Annotated in this window: 1 pseudogene; it reads left to right on the top strand. The window is 64.0% G+C overall.

Going from position 1 to position 283, the window contains the following annotated elements:
* A pseudogene (locus EN804_RS36695) lies at positions 1-283 on the top strand (sorbosone dehydrogenase family protein); the annotation flags it as partial.

Here is a 283-nt window from a genome sequence, read left to right as displayed (position 1 = left end):
TTATAACCCGGGCGATACCAAGATCACCGCCCCCGGCAAGGTACTGACCGAACTGCCCGGAGGGCCGATCGATCACCATTGGACCAAGAGCCTTGTCGCGAGCCCTGACGGGTCGCTGCTCTATGTCGGCGTCGGCTCGAACAGCAACATCACCGAAAACGGCATCCAGGCCGAGAAGGACCGCGCCGCGATCTGGGAGGTCGACCGCGCCACCGGCCGTTCACGCATCTTCGCCAGCGGGCTGCGCATCCCAACGGCCTTTCGTTCGAACCCGAAAGCAAGG

The sequence above is a fragment of the Mesorhizobium sp. M8A.F.Ca.ET.161.01.1.1 genome, assembly GCF_004792105.1.
In the GTDB taxonomy this organism is placed as follows: domain Bacteria; phylum Pseudomonadota; class Alphaproteobacteria; order Rhizobiales; family Rhizobiaceae; genus Mesorhizobium.
Note: the sequence above shows the minus strand (reverse complement) of the source record. Positions and strands in the feature narration are given on the sequence as shown.